The sequence below is a fragment of the Aeromicrobium sp. SP1 genome (assembly GCF_055663785.1).
Map to the genome: position 1 here is coordinate 556,518 of NZ_JBQVVK010000001.1, position 20,550 is coordinate 577,067.

General features: G+C 70.9%; 14 protein-coding genes and 1 pseudogene. 8 read left to right on the top strand and 7 right to left on the bottom strand.

The genetic code is table 11. The annotated features are described in order from the left end of the window. Positions 1-200 precede the first annotated feature (200 nt). From ACT26F_RS02755 to ACT26F_RS02765, 3 genes and pseudogenes are all read left to right on the top strand, one after another. Positions 201-1,538 (top strand): glutamine synthetase family protein, encoded by a 1,338-nt coding sequence (locus ACT26F_RS02755; RefSeq protein ID WP_471668949.1) that lies wholly within the window; start codon positions 201-203, stop codon positions 1,536-1,538. A gap of 10 nt (positions 1,539-1,548) precedes the next feature. Beyond that, positions 1,549-4,449: pseudogene (locus ACT26F_RS02760) on the top strand (bifunctional [glutamine synthetase] adenylyltransferase/[glutamine synthetase]-adenylyl-L-tyrosine phosphorylase); the annotation flags it as partial. Positions 4,450-4,459: 10 nt separating this feature from the next. Further along, positions 4,460-5,350 carry a DUF3152 domain-containing protein gene (locus ACT26F_RS02765; protein WP_471668950.1) on the top strand — a complete coding sequence of 297 codons (891 nt, stop codon included), beginning with the start codon at positions 4,460-4,462 and terminating at the stop codon, positions 5,348-5,350. Positions 5,351-5,383: 33 nt separating this feature from the next. On the opposite strand, the gene ACT26F_RS02770 is transcribed toward ACT26F_RS02765, so the two are convergent. The 6 genes from ACT26F_RS02770 to ACT26F_RS02795 form a co-directional block, all read right to left on the bottom strand. Then, positions 5,384-5,929 carry a hypothetical protein gene (locus ACT26F_RS02770; protein ID WP_471668951.1) on the bottom strand — a complete coding sequence of 182 codons (546 nt, stop codon included), beginning with the start codon at positions 5,927-5,929 and terminating at the stop codon, positions 5,384-5,386. 89 nt (positions 5,930-6,018) lie between these two features. Further along, positions 6,019-7,509 (bottom strand): DUF6801 domain-containing protein, encoded by a 1,491-nt coding sequence (locus ACT26F_RS02775; protein ID WP_471668952.1) that lies wholly within the window; start codon positions 7,507-7,509, stop codon positions 6,019-6,021. 213 nt (positions 7,510-7,722) lie between these two features. Further along, positions 7,723-8,997: an FAD-dependent oxidoreductase gene (locus ACT26F_RS02780; protein WP_471668953.1), complete on the bottom strand. Its 1,275-nt coding sequence runs from the start codon at positions 8,995-8,997 to the stop codon at positions 7,723-7,725. A 60-nt stretch (positions 8,998-9,057) separates the two neighbouring features. Further along, positions 9,058-10,353 carry a fatty acid desaturase family protein gene (locus tag ACT26F_RS02785; RefSeq protein WP_471668954.1) on the bottom strand — a complete coding sequence of 432 codons (1,296 nt, stop codon included), beginning with the start codon at positions 10,351-10,353 and terminating at the stop codon, positions 9,058-9,060. A gap of 12 nt (positions 10,354-10,365) precedes the next feature. Next, entirely contained in the window at positions 10,366-11,457 is a 1,092-nt protein-coding gene (locus tag ACT26F_RS02790; protein WP_471668955.1) for a ferredoxin reductase, read from the bottom strand. 151 nt (positions 11,458-11,608) lie between these two features. After that, positions 11,609-14,173 carry a LuxR C-terminal-related transcriptional regulator gene (locus ACT26F_RS02795; RefSeq protein WP_471668956.1) on the bottom strand — a complete coding sequence of 855 codons (2,565 nt, stop codon included), beginning with the start codon at positions 14,171-14,173 and terminating at the stop codon, positions 11,609-11,611. 128 nt (positions 14,174-14,301) lie between these two features. On the opposite strand from ACT26F_RS02795, the gene ACT26F_RS02800 reads away from it, so the two are divergent. From ACT26F_RS02800 to ACT26F_RS02820, 5 genes are all read left to right on the top strand, one after another. After that, positions 14,302-14,502 (top strand): hypothetical protein, encoded by a 201-nt coding sequence (locus ACT26F_RS02800; protein ID WP_471668957.1) that lies wholly within the window; start codon positions 14,302-14,304, stop codon positions 14,500-14,502. Between the two features lie 6 nt (positions 14,503-14,508). Further along, a complete protein-coding gene (locus tag ACT26F_RS02805; protein WP_471668958.1) occupies positions 14,509-15,855 on the top strand; it encodes a threonine/serine exporter family protein in 1,347 nt (448 codons plus the stop codon). Between the two features lie 97 nt (positions 15,856-15,952). Continuing rightward, the gene (locus ACT26F_RS02810; RefSeq protein ID WP_471668959.1) at positions 15,953-17,416 is read left to right on the top strand and encodes an APC family permease; all 1,464 of its coding nucleotides are present in this window, start codon (positions 15,953-15,955) and stop codon (positions 17,414-17,416) included. Further along, a complete protein-coding gene (locus tag ACT26F_RS02815; RefSeq protein ID WP_471668960.1) occupies positions 17,413-17,832 on the top strand; it encodes a hypothetical protein in 420 nt (139 codons plus the stop codon). Before ACT26F_RS02810 ends, ACT26F_RS02815 begins: the two co-directional genes overlap by 4 nt. Before the next feature lie 57 nt (positions 17,833-17,889). Then, positions 17,890-19,251, top strand: a complete 1,362-nt coding sequence (locus tag ACT26F_RS02820; protein WP_471668962.1) for a M20/M25/M40 family metallo-hydrolase — start codon at positions 17,890-17,892, stop codon at positions 19,249-19,251. On the opposite strand, the gene ACT26F_RS02825 is transcribed toward ACT26F_RS02820, so the two are convergent. After that, on the bottom strand, positions 19,245-20,549 hold the full coding sequence (locus ACT26F_RS02825) for a chloride channel protein (protein ID WP_471668963.1): 1,305 nt from the start codon (positions 20,547-20,549) through the stop codon (positions 19,245-19,247). The genes ACT26F_RS02820 and ACT26F_RS02825 overlap by 7 nt on opposite strands. Between the last annotated feature and the right edge of the window lies 1 nt (position 20,550).

Sequence of the window (20,550 nt, forward strand, 5' to 3'; positions counted from 1 at the left end):
GGGGAGTCAGACCCGGCGGCGCGCGTCCACGGGAAGCCGCAGGTGTGGGACACCAGGACGACTCTCGATCGTCGGACGGGCGTCCTCCCGTGGCAGCTTGTGTCCTCCCGCCGCAAACTTTCCGAGGGAGGAGCCAAGCAACCAAGGGACCGTGGTAAACCGGCGGCCCGGATCACCGGGGACGCCCCTACACTGACCGCATGGGTAAGCAGGAGGACTTCGTCCTACGCGCGATCGAGGAGCGGGACGTCCGCTTCGTCCGGCTGTGGTTCACCGACGTGCTCGGGTCCCTGAAGTCCGTGGCGGTCGCGCCGACGGAGCTCGAGGGCGCGTTCGAGGAGGGCATCGGCTTCGACGGCTCGGCGATCGAGGGCTTCGCCCGCGTGCACGAGGCCGACATGCTCGCCAAGCCCGACCCGACGACGTTCCAGATCCTGCCGTGGCGCGGCGAGACGCCCGCGACCGCGCGCATGTTCTGCGACATCGCGATGCCGGACGGCAGCCCCTCGTACGCCGATCCGCGTTACGTCCTCAAGCGCACGCTGGCCAAGGCCGCCGACGCGGGCTTCACGTTCTACACGCACCCCGAGATCGAGTTCTTCCTCTTCAAGAACAAGCCCGAGCCCGGCACGCGGCCCGTGCCGGTCGACGACAGCGGCTACTTCGACCACACGGCCCAGGGCGCCAGCCAGGACTTCCGTCGTGAGGTCATCACGATGCTCGAGGCGATGGGCATCTCGGTCGAGTTCAGCCACCACGAGGGCGGCCCCGGCCAGCAGGAGATCGACCTGCGCTACGCCGACGCCCTCTCGATGGCCGACAACATCATGACGTTCCGCACGGTCGTGCGCGAGGTCGCGCTGAGCCAGGGCAAGTGGGCGTCGTTCATGCCCAAGCCGTTCACGGAGCACCCCGGCTCGGGCATGCACACGCACGTGTCGCTGTTCGAGGGCGACGAGAACGTGTTCTACGAGGCCGGCGCCGAGTACCAGTTGTCCAAGACCGGCCGGGCGTTCATCGCCGGGGTCCTGGAGCACACGCCCGAGATCACGGCCGTCACGAACCAGTGGGTCAACTCCTACAAGCGGCTGGCGTGGGGCGGCGAGGCCCCCAACTACGTGTGCTGGGGCCACAACAACCGCTCGGCGCTCGTGCGCGTCCCGATGTACAAGCCGCACAAGTCGGGCTCCGCGCGGGTCGAGCTGCGCGCGCTGGACTCCGCGTGCAACCCGTACCTGGCGTACGCGCTGATCCTGGCCGCCGGCCTGAAGGGCATCGAGGGCGGCTACGACCTGCCGCCGGAGGCCGAGGACGACGTGTGGGCGCTCAGCGAGAATGAGCGCCGTGCGATGGGCATCGCCCCGCTGCCGCGCAACCTCGACGAGGCGATCCGGATCATGGAGACGAGCGAGCTCGTCGCCGAGACGCTCGGTGAGCACGTCTTCGACTTCTTCCTGCGCAACAAGCGCGCCGAGTGGCAGGACTACCGGTCGCAGGTCACGCAGTTCGAGATCGACCGCTTGATGCCCGTCGTCTGACCGACCGGAAGCACACCGCGTGACCCGCACCCGATATTCCGACCCCGACGTCGCCGCCGCCAACCTCGCGCGGCTCGGCGACGTGTCTGCCGACCTCCGGGCCCAGATCGAGTCCGTCGCCGACCCCGACACGGCACTGGCTTCCCTCGTCGACATCCTCGACTCCGGCGACCGCGACCGGCTGCTGAGTGCGCTCGAGGACGACCCCGTCCTGCGCGAGCGGGTCCTGATCGTGCTGGGCACGAGCCGGGCGATCGGCGAGTACTGGAACCGGCACCCCGAGTACGTCCTCGACCTCGTCGAGGCGAACATGCTGCTGCGCCCGGCCACGGAGGAGGAGTACCGGGGCTGGCTCGCCGACGTCGACGACCCCGACGGTCTGCGCGTGGCCTACCTGCGTGAGCTGGCGGTGATCGCGGCGCGCGACCTCAACGCCCACACGACCTTCGAGCAGTCCTCGGGCGAGCTGTCCCACCTCGCCGTCGCGACCCTCGGCGCCGCGCACCGGATCGCGGCGGCCCGCGAGCAGGACTCCGACCTCGTGTCGTTGAGCGTGATCGCGATGGGCAAGACCGGTGGCCACGAGCTGAACTACGTGAGCGACGTCGACGTGATCTTCGTCCACGAGCCGGCCGAGGGCGCCGACGAGCAGCTCGCCACGGCGGCGGCGACGCGGATGGCGGCCGACATCATCAGGATCTGCGGCGAGCACACGGGGGAGGGCACGATCTGGGAGGTCGACCCGAACCTGCGGCCCGAGGGCAAGGCGGGTCCCCTGACGCGCACCCTGGCCAGCCATGTCGCCTACTACGACCGCTGGGCCGTCACGTGGGAGTTCCAGGCGCTCGTGAAGGCTCGGTACGCCGCGGGCGACCGCGACCTCGCCGACCGCTACCTCGCGGCGCTGCAGCCGCTCGTGTGGAAGGTGTCCGAGCGCGACGACTTCGTCCCGGACGTGCGCCGGATGCGGCGTCGGGTCGTGGAGAACATCCCCGCGGCCCACCGTGACCGTCAGCTCAAGCTCGGCAGCGGCGGTCTGCGGGACGTCGAGTTCGCCGTCCAGCTGCTGCAGCTCGTGCACGGTCGCGTCGACGACCGGATCCACAGCCCGAACACGCTGGAGGCGCTGCGCTCGCTCACCGCGGGTGGCTACGTCGGCCGGCGCGACGGCTCGGCACTGGAGGAGGCGTACGAGTTCCTGCGGGCACTCGAGCACCGCATCCAGCTGTTCCGGCTCAAGCGGACGCACCTGGTTCCCGAGGACCCCGAGGAGCTGCGCCGCATCGGCCGCAGCATGGGCTTCCGGATGAGCCCGGCCGACAACCTCGTCAAGGAGTGGCAGGCGCATCGCCGGATCGTCAGCCGACTGCACGAGAAGATCTTCTACCGCCCGCTGCTGGAGGCCGTCGCCTCGCTGCCGGAGGACCGCCTGAGGCTCAGCACGGAGGCGGCCGAGGACCGGCTGGCCGCGCTCGGCTTCAGCGACCCGCGCGGCGCGATGGCGCACATCGAGGCGCTCACGACGGGCGTCACGCGACGCGCGGCGATCCAGCGCTCCCTGCTGCCCGCGATGCTCGGCTGGTTCGCCGAGGCACCCCATCCCGACTCCGCCCTTTTGGCGTTCCGGCAGATCTCCGACGAGCTCGGCGACTCGCCCTGGTACCTGCGCAAGCTGCGCGACGAGGGTACGGGCGCGCAGCAGTTCGCCCGGATGCTCTCGTCCAGCCAGTACGTCACGGACCTGATCCGTCGCGCGCCCGACGCCGTCGCACTGCTCGGCGACGACGACGCGCTCGTGCCGAACACCCTTGACCGGCTCGACACCGAGATGGCGCTCGCCGCCGCGCGGCACCGGATCCCCGACGGCGCGGTGCGGGCGATCCGGCGTATCCGCCGCCGAGAGCTGTCGCGCGTCGCGATGGCCGACGTCCTCGGCCGGCTCGACGTCGTGGAGGTCGGCGATGCGCTGACGGCGATCAACACCGCGACCATCTCGGCGGCCCTGGCCACGGCGGAGGCGGCGTGGGTGCAGGACAACGAGCGTCCGTTGCCGACCCGCATGGCGATCGTCCTGATGGGCCGCACGGGAGGGTTCGAGACCGGTTACGGCTCCGACGCCGACGTCATGTTCGTGCACGACCCGGTCGAGGGCGCCGAGCCCGACGACGCGAAGGCGTGCGCGCAGTGGCTCGCCGAGCTGCTTCGCAAGATGCTCGGGGCGCCGGGCGACGATCCGGCGCTCGAGCTCGACGCGGACCTGCGTCCCGAGGGCAAGAACGGACCGCTCGTGCGCACGTTCGCCGCGTACGCGACCTACTACGAGAAGTGGTCCGACACGTGGGAGGCGCAGGCCCTGTTGCGCGCCCACGCCCTGATCGGCGATGCGGACCTGTGCCGCCGGTTCACCGAGCTCATCGACCCGCTGCGGTATCCGAAGGGCGGCCTGTCGGCGACCGAGGTACGCGAGATCCGCCGGATCAAGGCCCGCGTCGACGCCGAGCGGCTGCCGCGCGGCGCCAATCCGAACACGCACCTCAAGCTGGGCCGCGGGGGACTGGCGGACGTCGAGTGGACGATCCAGCTGCTCCAGCTCGACAACGCCCACCGGATCCCGGCGCTGCGCACGACCCGCACCCTCGACGCGCTGTCCGCGGCGGCAGAAGCCGGGCTGATCTCGGCCGACGACGCGGAGGCGTTGAGCGACGCCTGGCGGCTCGTCACCCGGATCCGCAACGGCGTCGTGCTGTGGCGCGGCAAGGCGGCCGAGTCGATGGTCGAGACCGCGGCCGACCGCGCCGGTCTCGCGCACCTGCTGGGCATCGGTCAGGACCACAGCGAGGAGATGGTCAACGACTACCTGCGGATCACGCGCCGTGCCCGCAGGGTCGTCGAACGGGTCTTCTACGCCTAACGTGGCAGTCATGTCCGCCAGACTTCTCGCCGCGGCCGTGCTGCTCTCGCTCCTGACCGCCGTGCCCGCGTCCGCTGACGAGCCCACCCCCACGCCGACGCCCACACCGAGTCCGACGACGGAGGTGCCGGCGCAGATCACGGTGCACGTCCGCCCGAAGGTCACGGGCGTGGCGCGGTACGGCAGGACCCTGCGCCGCACCGTCGGCACGTACTCGGTGGGAGGCAACACGTACCGCACGCGCTGGCTGCGCGACGGCCGGGCGATCCGCGGCGCGACGAAGGCGAGCTACGCGATCCGGCCGGGCGACGTCGGTCACCGGATCTCCGTGCGCGTGAGCGTCCGGCACCCCGGCTACGCGCGGCTGCTCGTGACCTCGAGGTCGCGGGTGGGCAAGCACGTGCGCGACGTCCGGCCCACCGTGAAGTACACGATCAGGACCAAGGGACGCATCACCGCGAGTCGCGCGACCTTCCGCAAGCAGGTCGCCGCGACGCTCAACGACCCACGGGGTTGGCGCGCTGCCGGGATCGCCTTCACCGAGGTGAAGTCGGGTGGCTCCATGACGGTCGTGCTGGCGCAGGCCTCGAAGGTGCCGACGTACTCCTCCGGCTGCTCCTCGACCTGGAGCTGCCGCGTCGGTCGGAACGTCATCATCAACCAGGAGCGGTGGAAGCACGCCTCGCCGGCGTGGAACGCGGCGAAGGGCACGACGCTGCGCGGCTACCGGCACATGGTCGTCAACCATGAGGTCGGCCACTGGCTCGGCTGGAACCACAAGTCCTGCGGCGGCAAGGGCCGGAAGGCGCCGGTCATGATGCAGCAGTCCAAGGGCCGCGCGGGCTGCACGTTCAACTCGTGGCCGAAGGCCTCGGAGCGCAACGTGCCCCGGTACCGCTGAGGCACCGGGGCACGCACACGTCGACGGACTCGGTCAGGACTCCAGCATCGGCGAGCACGCCTTGGTGTCCTCGAGGGTCGCCTTCAGCTTCGCGTCGTTCGCCGAGAGCTCGGCCAGCGGGCCGCGGAAGCTCGCGGCGTTGGCGAGCGACTCTCCGACCTGGACCAGGGCTGCCTGGAGCGCCGCGGCGTCCTCGGCCTTGGCCTTCGAGAAGCGGTCCAGTACGTCGGCCAGCGTCTCGTTCGCGGTGGCCAGTTGCTCCTTGGCCTTGTCGTAGGCCGCGGTGTCGCCGTTCGGCGGCACTCCGGCATCCTCGAGCGCCTGCTGCTGCGTGCCGAGGCGATCCTTGAGGGTCTCGAGGAAGGTCACGACCTGCTTCTTCGCGGCGCCGGGGTCCTCACCATCGGTCTGCGGCGGGTCCACCGCCTCGGTGGTCGGGGCGAGGGACTCGCACAGCGACTTGGCCCATTGCTGTTGTGCTGTGAGCTTCGGCGCGTCGTCGCCGCCACCTCCGCAGCCACTCAGCATCAGGCCCAGCGCCATCGCGCCGGCCAACATCGCTCGGGTCATCCTGCTCATGGTGTGCCTCTCGGATGGGGAACGGGAGGGAGGGCCCCGCCGCGGTGCGACGAGGCCCTCCCGGGTGTTTTAGTGGTGGAACACCGGGCTCACGGGGCGAGCGTAGCGGTGATCACGTTGCCCGAGCCGGACGCCTGCGAGGAGAGCAGGTCGTTCAGCAGGCCACACCCGGTCAGCTTGGCGACCGAGTACGTACCCGTCACCTTGCCGCCGGCGAACGGGTCGAACGTGCCCGTCGACTTCAGGGTGATGTCGGACGGCTTCGACGCCTTGCAGGACGAGCCGCCACCGAGCGTCAGACCGAAGCTCTTCACCGACGGGATGTAGATGTCGAGCTTGGAGTTGGCGGTCAGGATGCCCGTGCTCGCGGGGAGCGAGCCGGTCGTCTTGCCCAGCGACACGAACTTCAGGTCGGCGGTGACCGGCAGGAAGCCGAAGGCCTTCAGATCAGCCTTCGTGGGGTCCAGCGTCAGATCGGCGACGAAGTTGCCGGTCGAGAGGCTGTAGTCGGCCGCGATCTTGCCGTTGAGCGGCGCCGTGCCGTTGCCGGCCTTGATCGTCGTCGAGCCCTTGAGCTTGAAGTTGATCTTGACCGGGGCGCTGGTCGGCGTCGTGGTCGGCGTCGTCGTGGGCGTCGTGGTCGGCGTCGTGGTCGGCGTCGTGGTCGGCGTCGTCGTGGGCGTCGTGGTCGGCGTGGTGGTCGGCGTCGTGGTCGGCGTGGTGGTCGGCGTCGTGGTCGGCGTCGTGGTCGGCTCCGTGGTCGGCTCGGTGGTCGGCGTGGTGGTCGGCTCCGTGGTCGGCTCGGTGGTCGGCGTGGTGGTCGGCTCCGTGGTCGGCTCGGTGGTCGGCGTGGTGGTCGGCTCCGTCGTCGGCTCGGTGGTCGGCGTGGTGGTCGGCTCCGTGGTCGGCTCGGTGGTCGGCTCCGTGGTCGGCTCCGTGGTCGGGATGTTGACCGGGATCGAGCCGAGGCTCAGATCGGTGCTGACCGGGGTGCAGTCCATCGTCGCCTGGAAGGACGTCCCGTTCGCGCGGTAGACCGTTGCGAGGATGTTGAACCGCGTCGGCATGCCGAGCACGACGGTGCCGACGGCGTAGTCAGGCGTCGTGATCGCGGGGACCTGTCCGCTGGCCGGGATGGTCCACGGAGAGGCGCTGGTCGACGGGATCGGGGTGCGGGCAGCGGCCAGGCTGGGGATGCCCACCGAGGTGGTCTGGCCTGCGGTCGTCAGGGTGACGGCCGAGTCGGTCGATGCGCCCTCGGCCTCGCGGCCGCCGAGCAGCCCGTACGTCGAGGCGCGGAGGTCCTCGGGCAGGGCCAGGGTGATCGAGACGGTCCGCGACGGCAGCACCTCACCGGGGGTGACCGACTGGGGAACGGTGGTCTTGGCAGTCACGCCGACCGCCTGCGGGCCCAGGTCGAGGCCGCTGGCGACGGTCGCACAGCTGTAATCGAAACCCTTGGTGATCTCGATGTCGGCGGCGCTCGCGCTGGCGGCACCGATCACACTGAGTGTCCCGGCGCCGAGAGCGACTGTGGCTCCGGCGGCGAGGACCTTCCCGGTCTTCGTCAGTTTGTTCACAACGTGTCCTTCGATGGGAGTGAAGCCGCCCCACCGCTCTCCCTCAGAGGATTCCCGGTGCTGCGACTGTGATAGACGCCACAGACGTTACCGAGGGGTTAACCGAAGGTGCAACCAGTAGTTACACCTCATTAGTAACATCAGTCACACCAGTAACATGGATCACGCGTGTAGCGGATTCACACTGAAATCCCAGTCAAAAATTTGTTGCCGTCACCAGCCAGTGTCAAGACGTGTCGCTGCGGCGACGCCGGAGCGGCATCCGTCCTCGTGCGACGCCAGTTCTCCGTGGTACGCCCCGGCGAAGACCGTCCGGTCGGTCGCGAGCAGGGGCAGCCGCCGGCGGGCCGCGACCGCATCGTCGGAGTACGACCACAGCGTGTACTCGTCACGGGCGAGGACGGTCGACTCGTCCATCCCGTCCCGCAGCCCGGCGGCGTCGCGCGTCACGACGGCCGCCACCGCGCCCGGCTGCGTGGTCCCGCCGCTCCACGTGGACACGACGGTGGACCGACCACCACCGTCGCAGTCGACCATGCGGTGGTTCAGGACGGCACGGGCGTGGACTGACCGCGGCAGCACGCCGAGATCGCGGTGGACGGTCACCTCCGTGCGGCCGTGGTCGAACGCACCGAGCACGGACGACTCGTCCTCGGTGGGATCGGTCAGCAGGGCCAGCGCCTCGTCCGGGTGGGTCGCGATGACGACGTGGTCGAAGCGTTCGGAGCGCCGCGCCGTGGTGATCTCCACGTACTCCGGGGTGCGGCCGATCGCGGTGACCGGCGTGCGGGCCAGTGACTCGCGGACGAGGGCGGTGACGGCGTCGACGTAGCTGCGCGTCCCGCCGTCGACCGTGACCCACTCGCCTCCGGAGCCGCGGCCGAGCAGTCCCTGGTGCCTCAGGTACCCGAACACGTGCTTGGCCGGCAGGGTCGCCGACGGCGCATCGCCCCTCGACCAGGCTCCGTCCGCCAAGGGCATCGCGTGATGCCGCACGAAGTGCTCGTCGAAGCCGTGCTCGCGGAGGAACGCACCGTAGGTGACGGCGTGCGATGCCGGGTCGAGGGACTTCGCCAGGTCGAGCCCGGCCGCGCGGAACCGTGGGATCTCGGCGACGAGGCGCGAGAACCGGCGGTCCAGCGCGCGCCGACGCTGGGCATGGAGTCCGCGCTGGCCGAGCCCCTGCGCGTACTCGAGGCCGCAGCCGTCGCACCGCACGCTGACGGACATCGCGGTGGCCGAGGTGGTGAGGTCCAGCTGGTCCAGCAGTCGGCGCAGCAGCGGATTGGCGCGGTCGTGGTGGAAGGCGAACCCGCCGTCGACGCGCTCCGTCCCGGTGTCGTGGGTGTGCGCGTGGCCGCCGAAGCGGTGCTGGGCCTCGTAGAGGGTGACGTCGAACCGGCGGCGCAGCAGGTACGCCGCCGTGAGGCCGGAGATGCCGGAGCCGACGACGGCGACCGACCGCCTCGGGCTCGTCAGTCGAGCCATCGGAGGCGGCCGGTCGCCGTCGTGGTGGTCACCGGGACAGTCTCGCGGTCCCGGAGCGCGTCAGGCTGCCTGGGCCGCGCTCTTGGCCTCGCGCTTGGCGCGGCGGAGCGCCTTGGACTCCGGCGAGTTGCCGACCTGGTACGGGTCGCTCGGCTTCTTCGCGTACTTGCGCAGCTGGCTGGCGACGCTCCACAGCTGCTTGGGCAGCGGTCCCGTGTTGTAGCGCAGGCCGTACTTCTCGACGAGCTGCCGCACGTCCACGCTGACGGCGCGGTAGCGGCGCGCGGGGATGTCGGGGAACAGGTGGTGCTCGATCTGGTGGGACAGGTTGCCCGACATCAGGTGCAGCAGTCGCGAGCCGGAGATGTTGGCCGAGCCCATGAGCTGGCGCACGTACCACTGGCCGCGCGTCTCGTTCTGCGCGTCCTCCTCCGTGTACGTCTCGGCGCCCGCGGGGAAGTGCCCGCAGAAGATGATCAGGAAGGCCCAGATGTTGCGGGCGATGTTCGCGACGACGTTCGCGCCGAGGACCCACAGGCCGGCCTGCCAGCCGATGCCCGGCAGGGCCAGTCCGGCCAGGGCGGCCACGCCGGGGTAGACGACGTAGTCCTTGAACACCTGGCGGCGGGTCTTGCGCAGCGCGCGCGCCCGGTGCTGCTTAAACTCCTCCTTGCTCATGCGGCCGTGGAGGTAGTCGTCGAGCTCGAGGCCGTGGTACATCACGCCCCACTCGAAGAAGAGCATGAGGAAGAACGCGCTGATCAGGTTGAACCGGTGGTTCGGGTACCACGGCTGGTCCTCGTCGATGCGCAGCAGCCCGTAGCCGATGTCGCGGTCCATGCCGTGGATGTTGGTGTACGTGTGGTGGATGAAGTTGTGGCCGTGCTTCCAGTCCTGCGCAGGAGCGACGTTGTCCCACTCGTAGCGCCGGCCGTCGATCATCGGGTCGTTCATCCAGTCGTACTGGCCGTGCATGACGTTGTGGCCGATCTCCATGTTCTCGAGGATCTTCGAGATGGAGAGCAGCACGACGCCGGCGATGAAGGCCGGCGGGAAGATCGGCAGGAAGATGCCGATGCGGCCGAGGACCTCGAACCACTTCTGGACCTTCAGCACGCGGCGGATGTAGTTCGCGTCGACCTGCCCGAGGTCGTCGAGCACGCGCTGGCGGACCGCGTCGAGCTCGTTGCCGAAGGTCTCGAGCTGCTCGTACGTCATGACGTCCAGGCCGATCGTGGACTTGCGGTTCGGGTCGTAGAGATCGACCAGCGGGACCGGGGCCTGGTTGTGGTCGTGCGCGCTCAGCGGCGCGATCGGCGCCGGCGTGGAGCGGGTGAACAGGCGGTTCTTGGGCATCGTTTCTCTCCTTCAGAGGGCGACCGCGACGTCGCCCACGGGGACGTTGACGCAGACCTTGATGGTTTCGTCGGTGTCGGCACAGACCTCACCGCTGATGACGTGGCGCACTGCGCCGTGGAGCTTCTTGACCGCACACGTGTTGCACACGCCCATGCGGCAGCCGTAGGCGGGGGACAGTCCGGCGGCCTCGGCCTGCTCGAGGATCGTGGCGCCGGAGTTGGGGGCCGCGACGCTGCTCGCGTCGAACGAGACGGTGCCGGTGGCGTCCTCGGCGTCGAGGTCGACGGACGGCACCTTGAAGTACTCGGCGGTGAGCTGGTCGCTCGCGCCGAGGTCGTCGTAGAGGTCGCGCACGGTCTGGATCAGCCCGGCCGGTCCGCACACCCACGTGGCAGTGCTGGCCGGGTCGACGCCCAGGTGCTTGAGGTGGTCGATCGTGATCCGCCCGGCGAGGTCGGCACCCGGCTCGGGGTCACGCGTGTAGACGCGCACGAGGTCGACGAAGGGCAGGGCGGCCAGGGCATCGAGCTCGATCGAGAACATCTCGTCGTCGCGTGAGCGGGCGTAGTGCAGGAACGTGACGCGTCCGGCGTGCCGACGGTCGGCGAGCGTGCGCAGCATGCTCATGACGGGCGTGACGCCCGAGCCGCCGCTGATCAGGACGATGTGGTCGGGCACCTGCTCCGGCAGCACGAAGTCGCCGGAGGCGGGGGAGAGGTAGACGACGGTGCCGCGCTCGAGCGCGCCGGCGTGCAGGAACTGCGAGACGTAGCCGTCGGGGTGGGCCTTGACCGAGACGCTGAACAGGCCGTCCTTGCGCTCGGCCGAGCTCGAGACGCTGAAGACGCGGACGCGGCGGGTGCCCTCGACCTCGACGCCGAACTCGACGTGCTGACCCGGGACGAACCCGCGCCAGGCGCCGTTGGGCTTGATCAGCACGGTGCTCGCGGCACCGGTCTCGCGGATCACGTCGACGACGCGACCGCGGACGGCCTTGGCGGTCCACATCGGGTGCAGCAGCGTCAGGTAGTCGTCCGGCGTGTGCGGCGACGTCACCTTGGCGGCAGCCGAGGAGGCCAGTGCCTTGCGGATCAGTCCCATGGGGCTCCCGTCGGGTCGATGGTGACAGCAGTGGTGTTGACTTCAGTGAACACCTGTTCACCAAAGGATGTCAGGTCGGAGCATCCCGAGTCAACAAGATCGACCGTGTCGTGGAACACGTGTTCACTCAAATGCGGGACGCCGGCCGGGGTCAGATCAACCGCAGCGCGCGGGCCGCCGAGAGCGCCTCACTGCGTCGCGTGGCGTCGAGCTTCGCGTACAGGCTCGACACGTGCGTCTTCACCGTGTTCTGGGACACGAACAGGGCGGCAGCGATGTCCGCGTACGTGGCGCCGCGGGCCAGCTCGTACAGCACGTCCTGCTCGCGCGGGCTCAGGATCGGCACGGGTGTGCCCACGTCGGCGTCGATGTCGGGCGCGCGGCGGCCGGGCCCGAGCCTGGCGACGAGAGGCGCCTGGCCGCGCGCCGCGGTGCGGGCCCGCAGCAGCTCCTCGGCCCACGCCGACGGGTGGGCGTGCACGTGACGCTCCAGCAGCCGGTGGACGCGGGTGCCGTGCCAGGACCAGTCCGCGAACGGTCGCGCGTTCGCGGTCACCTCGGTCGCGCCCAGCGCCGTGGCGAGCTCGTGCTGCGCCGTCCGGGTGTCTCCGAGCGCATCGAGCAACTGCGCCCTGAGGACACGCGCGAGCTCCCTGACCGGAGGTGAGGTGGAGGTGCCGGCTGCGGTGGCGAGCTCCAGCTCGGTGCACGCCCCGCGCAGGTCGGCGACCCGGTCCGCCCGGAGCGCCCGCACCACCGCGGCCTCGCCGGGTGCGGCCAGGTCCGACAGCGCCGCGGCGAGGCGGTCGAGGGTCTCGACGTCGCCGCCCAGGCCGGCCACGAGGGCCCGCTCCGAGAGGAGGACGACCTCGAGGTGTGCCGGCAGTGCCGGAGCGGTCGGCTCGATCAGCTCCAGCGCGGCGTCGACGAGCGAGCCGGCGGCGAGGGCCAGCCGGGACCTCAGGATCGGCTCCGAGAAGTGCCAGACGCGATCCGCCTCGTGGAACACGAGGCCGTCGTGGGACCGGGGGGCGACCTGGTCCGCGGTCGGGTCGTGGGTCGCGGCGAGGGCCTCCGCCAGGTCGAGCCGCGACGTGACGTGGGCGGGGGCACTCGCGCGCTCGGCCAGCAGTGTCCTGGCGCGGGCCGACTCGGCCCGAGACTGCCGGACCCGTCCCTCGCCGAGCTCGAGCAGCGCCAGGTCGGTCCGTGCGAGGATCTCGAGCGCGGGCAGACCGTGGACCCGGCTCTCCCGGGCGGCCACCGCGGCGTGCGCCGCGCTGCGCTCGAGGTCGCCGAGCCACGCGTACGTGGCGGACAGGTGGTAGCGCAACAGCACGAGGAGGGTCTCGTCGTGGGTGGCGCTGTCGGTCGCGATCAGGAGTCGCTCACCGTCGCCGAGCGCCGGCTCGACCGGGTCGACGCCGAGTCGCACGCGCAGCAGCCGCGCGACGGTGGCCTCGATCGGCGAGATGTCGCCATGGGACGCGAATCGGGTGAGCAGACGATCCAGCCACGCCATGGCCGTGCTCACGTCGCCGGCGATCCAGCGGTCGAACGCGATCGTGAACCACGTCGCGGGCGTCGCGGCGACGAGGTCGACGTGCGTCGCGACCCAGGCGCGGAGAGCGCCCGAGTCGCCCGAGACGACCAGCCGCGGACCGGACGTCGTGAGCAGGGCCACGACGTCCTCGGCCGCTCGGACCGCGACGAGCCGGTCGAGGGCACGTCGCGTGTCGCGTCGAGCGACGTCGTGGGCCACGGCCGAGGTCAGGGCGGCTCGCGCCCGGGCGACGTCGGCTCCGCCGGCGACGATCCGGCGGCGGACCACCTCGGCCAGCAGCGCGTGGACGGCGAAGCGCGGTCGCTCCGCGCCCTCGGTGGCCAGACTCGTGACCAGCAGGCCCGAGTGCCTGAGCCGGACGAGCGTCTCGCCGGCCGTGGGCTCGAGGGTGAGGTGCACGACCGATTCCTCGGTGACGTAGGGCTCCGCCCCGATGCACAGCAGGAGATGGCGCTGCTCGTGATCGAGGCGGCCGAAGGCCTCTGAGGCCACCCGGTCGGCCAGGCTCGTGCCGTGCTGCGCGTACGACCGCGCGAGTGCGACGGGATCGGCCGACCCGGCGACCGCACGGACCGTCAGCACGACGACGGACGCCCAGCCACCGGCGTGCTCGTTGACGGTGCGGGCCAGCTCCGCGGCGGTGGGGAGGCTCTCCGGATGGCCGGCGAGGTGGGCGCCGACGAGCGTCACCGACTCCTCCTCGTCGAGCAGCAGCAGGTCGCCACGCAGGATCGTCAGGTCACCGAGGAGTTCGGCGGCGAGTCGCGTGAACGGCAGGTCCCACGTCGTCATGAGCAGGACTCGCATCGATCGTGGGTCGGTGTCGAGGCGTGCGTCGAGCAGCTCCAGGCACGCGAGGGAAAGGTTCTGGGCCTCGTCGATGACGAGCAGCCGGTCGCCGTCCAGCATGCTCGCGAGCCGACCGGGTTCCAGCTCCGCGTCGGCACGCAGCCACGCCACGGGGTTGGTCTCCTGGCGGCGGCGCGCCCACCCGGCCACGCCGAGGGTCTTGCCCGTGCCACTCGGTCCGGTCAGCACGGTCACGGCACCCGCGACGGCCACGTCCAACGCGGCCCACAGGCGCGCGCGCGGCACGTACGCGGTCGGAAGTCGCGGGAGGTCGGCGCTCGTCCTCGCAACGAAGTCCGCCACGAGTCGACCGTAGACCCGCGCGGCGCCCCCGCGCGGCCGCGGCGGCCCCGGGCGTGTCCTCACCCGTTCTGCGTGAATCGCAGTTGCATCCGGCCGACCTATCGTGGGATACCGATGAGGCGGTGGCCATGACGCGCATGATGCTCCGAGTCGACACGACTCTCTCCGACGAGATGTCCCAGGCGTTCCCCCAGATGGTCGCGACCATCCAACCTGCCTCGACGATGCTCACCGGAGAGGTCTTCGACCAGGAGGAGCTGCAGGGCATGATCAGCCTGCTGCGCAGCATGGGCATCTCGGTCGTCGAGGTCGTCACGATCCCGAGTTGACCTCCGATGCCCACCGAGGAGCCCGCCCGCGACCACCTGCGCGAGGAGGCCCAGCGCGTGTGGCGGCGGGTGACCCGTGCCGTCGGCGGAACGCCCGCGCCGCGACCGGAGCCGCTCGAGCCGCAGGCCCCGCCCGAGGCCGTCCTGGCGGTGCTGCGCGAGCTCGGCATCGCGATGTGCCGCGCTGGTGACGCCGCCGACCGGGTCACGGCGATCCTCGACGACGTCGCCGGGGTCTACGGCGCGCACGGCGTGCACTTCTTCGTCCTGCCCACGGGGGTGTTCGTCCGGATCGAGACGGGGGAGTCGACCCGGGTGGACTTCGCCGCCGGCAGGACGGCACCGCTGCGCCTGGACCAGGTCGACGAGCTCTACCGGATCGTCGACGACATCCGGCACCACCACCTCGACCCGACGGCGGCGGCCGAGCGGATCGAGGAGCTCGACCGGGCCGCGCCGCGATTCGGTCGGCTGACGACGGTCGCGGGCACGGCGATCGTGACGCTCGGACTCGGCCTCATGATGAGTCCTGCCGCCGCGGCGATCCCGGCCTACGTCGCAATCGGGCTGGTCGTCGGCCTGCTGCACTGGTGGGGGGACCGCGATGCGGTGCTGGCTCCCGTGCTCCCGGTGCTCACGGCGGGCGTCGTGAGCTTCCTGTCGTTCCGGTTCGCCGGCCCGTGGCTGGGCGTCGCGCCCATCGACATCGTCATCCCGGCGCTCGTGACGTTCCTGCCCGGCGCCGCGCTCACGATCGCGACGGTCGAGCTGTCCAGCGCCTCGATGATCTCGGGGGCGTCACGGCTCGTCTACGGACTCGAGCGCCTGCTGCTGCTGACGTTCGGGATCGCGGTGGGCGTCCAGTTGGCGGGGCTGTCGAACCTGCCCGCCGACGTCTCCGAGCCGCTCGGCCAGTGGGTGCCGTGGGTCGGCGTCCTCGTGTTCGCGCTCGGGCAGTACATCGTGATGTCGGCTCCGCGGCGCACGCTGAGCTGGCTCCTGCTGGTCCTCTACGTCGCGTATCTCGCCCAGTCCGGCGCGGGACTGCTGCTCGGCTCGCTCGGCGGCAGCCTCGTCGCGGGCGCGGTCGTGTTCCCGGTCGCGTACTGGGCCCAGGCGCGGCCGAGCGGCCCACCGGCGATGGTCACGTTCCTGCCGGCCTTCTGGCTCCTCGTGCCCGGCGCTCTCGGGCTGCGCGGGGTCGCCGAGCTGGTGGGACCCGACCAGGCGGCCGGTCTGGGTGACTTCATCAACGCCCTGATGTCCATCGTCGCGATCGCCGTCGGCGTGCTCATCGGGTCGGGCTGGGCGGAGCGGGTCGGGCGCACGACGCGGGCGTGGCGCGGTCTGTGAGTCACCCGGACCGGGGGAGGCGGCAGGGACGTCACGCAGGGGAGATTCGAGGTGCCGGGGCGGTCGCCTCGAACGTCACGGTCAGGGGGAGGCGTCCATGAGCTCAGCCAGTGTTCCCGCCGACGGGGTGCCCGTGGAGAGTTCCACGGTCGCCGCGTCGCGCCCGTCCTACGTCACGTGGACTGCCCTCGCGTTGATGACCGTCTCGTCGGTCGCGAGCCTGCGGCCCGCGCCGACGATGGCCGTCTACGGCCTCGCGTGCGTGTTCCTCTACGTGCTGCCCGCGATCGTGTTCCTCGTCCCGACGGCGCTCGTCTCGGCCGAGCTGGCCTCGGGCTGGTCCGGCGGCGTGTACCGCTGGGTGACCGAGGGGATCTCGCCGTCGATGGGCTTCGCGGCCGCATGGCATCAGTTCGCGATGACGATCTTCTACTACCCGACGCTGCTGTCGTTCGTGGCCAGCACGCTCGCGTTCGTCATCAGTCCCGACCTTGCCTCGAACGGCGTGTACACCGCGGTCGTGATCATCGCGGTCTACTGGCTCGGCGTCCTGCTCGCGCTGCGCGGCGGCATCGGCGTCATCGCGAAGCTGGCCTCCAGCGGCGTCCTGATCGGCACGCTCATCCCCGGCATCCTGCTCGTCGGTCTCGGTATCGCCTACCTGATGCAGGGCAACCCTTCGGCGGCACCGATGGACGCGGACCACCTCTTCCCGGCCTGGACCGGCATCGCCAGCATCGTGCTGATCGTCAGCAACTTCGGCGCCTACTCGGGCATGGAGATGAACGCCGTCCACGTCAACGAGCTGCGCAAGCCCGGCTCGGAGTTCCCGCGGGCGATGTTCCTCGCCGTGGCGCTCGTCCTGCTGATCCTGATCCTGCCGCCGCTCGCGATCAGCTGGATCGTGCCGTCGCAGGAGGTCAGTCTGACCGCCGGGATCATGCAGGCGTTCGAGACGATCTTCGCCCACTTCGGGATCGACTGGCTGACCCCGATCGTCGGCCTGGCGATCGTCATCGCGTCACTGGCCGGCTTCATGACGTGGCTGTCCGGCCCGTCGCGCAGCCTCCTGCTGGTCGCCAAGGAGGGCGGCTACCTGCCCCCGTTCTTCCAGCGGACGAACGCCGCCGGCGTGCAGGAGAACATCCTCGTCGTGCAGGGCGGGGTCACGACCCTCCTCGCGCTGCTGTTCGCGCTCGTGCCGGCCGTGTCGAACGCGTACTGGATCTTCATGACGATCACGACGTCGGTGTACCTGCTGGTGTACCTGTCGCTGTTCGTCGCGGCATGGCGACTGCGCAAGCTCCAGCCCGACCACCCGCGCGGGTATCGCGCGCCCGCGCTGCCGCTGCTGTGCGTCGTCGGCTTCGTCTCGTCGCTGGCCGCGATCGCGATCAGCTTCGTGCCGCCGTCGCAGTTCGGGTCCGGCAGCCCGTGGGCCTTCGTCGGGATCGTCGGCGGCGGCATCCTGCTGCTCGGGCTGATCGTCCCGGGTCTGTTGCTGTGGCTGCGCAAACCCAGTTGGAAGGTCAGCGCGGACGGGACGGAGGTGGCGTCGTGAACTCCCAGCGCACCCTGTGGTGGATCGTGATCGGCGGCCTCGCGATCCTGCTCGTCATCATGCTCGTGTCGTGGAACTACGGCCGTCCCAGCGACGAGGCCGAGGCGAAGGCCGAGGAGCTCATCGAGTCGTACGAGGCCGCCGGCCTGCCCACCCCGGTCGACGCGGAGACCGTCGCCCGCACCCTCGGCGAGGACGGCGGCTCGGTGTGCGTGGCCGCCGACAGCGACCTGCTCCAGGGCTACCTGAAGACCCGGCTCGGCGTCGGCGGCGAGTTCTACTACCGGCCCACCCGGGTGCCGGCGCGCGTGCTCGAGGGCTACGTGCTGATCGCGAAGGTCTACTGCCCGGACGCCGTGCCGTCGGTGGAGGACCTCAAGGAGAACCTCGAGTTCGGCGACGTGGTGCGTGGCTGAGGCTCGTGCTGGCATCAACGCACCACCGCACCGAGGCCACGACGGAAGGAACCACCGATGAGTGACGAACTGCGCGAGCGGGTGCGCGCGAACATGCCGCAGGCGCATGACGACCTGAGGACCATGGTCGGCTTCAGGTCCGTGCACGACGAGGCCCAGTTCCCGCCCCAGGGGTGCCAGGACATGGTCGACCACACCGTCCAGGCGTTCTCCGCCCTGGGCTTCGCCGACGCCGCCGGCCACGAGACGCCGGACGGCAGCCAGGCGATCTGCGGCAGCAAGGCCGGACCCGACGACGCGCCGACGGTCCTGCTCTACTTCCACCACGACGTCCAGCCGCCGCTCGACGACGCGGCATGGCGCACGCCCGTGTGGGAGCTGACCGAGCAGGACGGCCGCTGGTACGGCCGTGGCGCCGCCGACTGCAAGGGCAACATCGCGATGCACCTGACGGCACTGCGTGCGCTCGGCGACGACCTGCCCGTCACCGTCAAGATCGTGGGAGAGGGATCGGAGGAGCAGGGCACCGGTGGTCTCGAGGCGTTCGTGCCCGACCATGTCGACCTGCTGCGTGCCGACGTCATCATCGTGGCGGACACAGGGAACTTCGCGGTCGGTCAGCCGAGCCTCACGACGAGCCTGCGCGGCATCGCGAACGTGTGGGTCACGGTGCGCACGCTCGGCAGCCCCATGCACTCGGGCATGTTCGGTGGCGCCGCCCCCGACGCGCTCGCCGCGCTGATCCACATGCTCGCGACGCTGCGCGACAACGCCGGCAACACGACGATCCGGGGTCTGGCGAGCGACCAGGAATGGGATGGCGCCGACTACCCGTCGGACCAGTTCCGCGTCGACGCGACCGTCCGTCCCGGCGTCGACCTGCTCGGCAGCGGCCGCGTGTCCGACATGGTCTGGGCCCGCCCCGCCGTGACGGTGCTCGGCATCGACTGCCCTCCGGTCGTCGGCTCGTCGGCGGCGATCCAGCCCGAGGCGCGCGCCCGACTGAACCTGCGCGTCCCTCCGGGCACGGACGCCAAGCAGGCGCAGGCCGCGCTCGTGGAGCACCTCAAGGCCGTCGCGCCGTGGCACGTCGACGTCGAGATCGAGATGGAGGCCGACGGATCACCGTTCACCGGCTCGCTCGACGGTCCCGGCTACCGGGCGATGTCGCGCGCGATGGCCGCGGCGTACGGCAAGGACCTCATCACGCAGGGGCAGGGCGGGTCGATCCCGTTGTGCAACGTCTTCCAGGAGACGTTCCCCGATGCGGAGATCATGCTCATCGGCGTCGAGGAGCCGTTGTGCCTCATCCACGCCCCGAACGAGAGCGTCGACCCGACCGAGATCGAGAACATGGCGCTCGTCGAGGCGCTGTTCCTGCAGGAGCTCGCGCAGGAGTGGCGGCGCCGGGATCAGTGACCGGCCGAGGCCGGCTCGCCGGCCCGACGGCGCAGGGCGGCGTTCGTGAGCCAGGCCGCGACCACCGCGAACACGGCGGCGGGCATGGCGTCGAACCCGGTCGTGCCCGTCAGCAGCATCGCGAAGAGGGTCGAGCTGAACACGAGCCCGGTGCCGGCCGTGACGCCCGCGGCCGCGCCCACGGCGAGGGCCCACGTGATCGAGCTGTCGAACGCGAGGCTCCCGATCGTGGCGATCGCGACGCCGATGAAGATCGCCGGGAAGACCGGGCCGCCGCGGAAGCCACAGCCCAGGCACACGCCGTAGCCGATCGCCTTCGCGGCGATCACGACCAGCAGGATCCCGACGCTGGACTCCGCGAGCGTGTCCGGCACGGCCGCCTGACCCGAGAAGAGCAGCTGGTGCGAGTCCGCGCCGAAGGCCTCGACGATGAGCGCGAGCACTCCCACGGCCAGGCCGCCCGCCAGCAGGATGCCGTACTTGCGACCGTCGCCACCGGACGCCGCCGAGCGGTCGACGAACCGACCAAGGTTCTTGACCTGCGAGATCAGCAAGGCCGTCAGCACGCCGACCACGATCGCCAGGAGGAGGTCGAGGATCCGCGTTCCGTCGTACGTGGGCAGGTTCGGGACGGCGAGCGGGGCCGTGTCGATCCCACCCCAGTCGCCGAGTCCGACGAACAGGACGTAGCCGACGGCGGCCGCGGCCAGACCCGGCAGCAGCGCCGGGATGAGGGCCGAGCCCGCGGCGAGCCCACCCTCCAGCAGCAGCATGCCGGCGACGAGGGGTCCGCCGAACAGGGCCGACACGGCGGAGAACGAGCCTGCGGTCGCGAGGACGCTCTCGGACGTCTTGTCGAGCTTCACGAACGGCACGACGGCCATGCCCACGGCCGAGCCCAGCGCGATGAGCGGAGCCTCGGGTCCGAGCACGGCGCCGAATGCGAGCGTGCCGATCGCGGCCAGCGCGATCCCGGGGGCGTACTGCCACGGGGTCGTCCCGCCGCCGATGCCGTCGAGGGGGGAGTGCCCGCCGTCACCGGGCAGGAAGCGGCGGGCCAGCACGACCACGAGCGCACCGAGCACCGGCAGGGTCAGCACGAGCCACCACGGCGCCGAGTCCTCGCCGAGCGACTCCGGCAGGTCGGTCCACAGCAGGTGCTCGATCCAGTGCGTGAGCGCGAGGAACACCGATGCGAGCAGCGCCGCCGGGACGCCGATGGCGGCGCCGAGGGCCACGAGCCTCAGGTAGTCCGCACCTTGCCGACGGTCGGGATGGAGGGCATCGGTCGAACTCATC

Excerpts from the sequence above, each read along its gene's own strand:
- ACT26F_RS02810 (WP_471668959.1), top strand. The coding sequence starts at position 15,953 with ATGAGCTCAGCCAGTGTTCCCGCCGACGGGGTGCCCGTGGAGAGTTCC.
- ACT26F_RS02770 (WP_471668951.1), bottom strand. The coding sequence starts at position 5,929 with ATGAGCAGGATGACCCGAGCGATGTTGGCCGGCGCGATGGCGCTGGGC.
- ACT26F_RS02790 (WP_471668955.1), bottom strand. The coding sequence starts at position 11,457 with ATGGGACTGATCCGCAAGGCACTGGCCTCCTCGGCTGCCGCCAAGGTG.
- ACT26F_RS02805 (WP_471668958.1), top strand. The coding sequence starts at position 14,509 with ATGCCCACCGAGGAGCCCGCCCGCGACCACCTGCGCGAGGAGGCCCAG.
- ACT26F_RS02765 (WP_471668950.1), top strand. The coding sequence starts at position 4,460 with ATGTCCGCCAGACTTCTCGCCGCGGCCGTGCTGCTCTCGCTCCTGACC.
- ACT26F_RS02825 (WP_471668963.1), bottom strand. The coding sequence starts at position 20,549 with ATGAGTTCGACCGATGCCCTCCATCCCGACCGTCGGCAAGGTGCGGAC.
- ACT26F_RS02785 (WP_471668954.1), bottom strand. The coding sequence starts at position 10,353 with ATGCCCAAGAACCGCCTGTTCACCCGCTCCACGCCGGCGCCGATCGCG.
- ACT26F_RS02755 (WP_471668949.1), top strand. The coding sequence starts at position 201 with ATGGGTAAGCAGGAGGACTTCGTCCTACGCGCGATCGAGGAGCGGGAC.
- ACT26F_RS02800 (WP_471668957.1), top strand. The coding sequence starts at position 14,302 with ATGACGCGCATGATGCTCCGAGTCGACACGACTCTCTCCGACGAGATG.
- ACT26F_RS02780 (WP_471668953.1), bottom strand. The coding sequence starts at position 8,997 with ATGGCTCGACTGACGAGCCCGAGGCGGTCGGTCGCCGTCGTCGGCTCC.
- ACT26F_RS02820 (WP_471668962.1), top strand. The coding sequence starts at position 17,890 with ATGAGTGACGAACTGCGCGAGCGGGTGCGCGCGAACATGCCGCAGGCG.